Raw genomic sequence first — 327 nt, 5'->3', positions numbered from 1 at the left:
CTACTTTCACATAGCAAATGCTACACTATCATCGGCGCTGTTTCGTTTCACTACTGAGTTCGGCATGGAGTCAGGTGGGTCCAAAACGCTATTGTCACCAAGCAAATTTGGGCGTTAATTCGTATATCTACGCATTAACTGAATTTGGAAAATATCTGATAATATTTTTTAAGTCTTTCTTTAAGTAATATCTACTTTAGTTATATTAACTTCTGTCTAAACTGTCGCATAAAACGCGTTTGGCGTTGTATGGTTAAGCCTCACGGGTAATTAGTACAAGTTAGCTTAATGGCTCACACCACTTCCACATCTTGCCTATCAACGTTG

The 327-nt window shown here is 38.2% G+C and carries 1 rRNA gene; it reads right to left on the bottom strand.

What is annotated here, in order from left to right:
- Positions 1-102, bottom strand: a 5S ribosomal RNA gene (gene rrf, locus H5159_RS20850); the annotation flags it as partial.
- Positions 103-327 lie beyond the last annotated feature (225 nt).

This window comes from Pseudoalteromonas sp. SG43-1 (assembly GCF_014164415.1).
Lineage (GTDB): Bacteria > Pseudomonadota > Gammaproteobacteria > Enterobacterales > Alteromonadaceae > Pseudoalteromonas > Pseudoalteromonas distincta.
The sequence above is the reverse complement of the archived record's forward strand: the minus strand, read 5'-3'. Positions and strand labels throughout refer to the sequence as shown.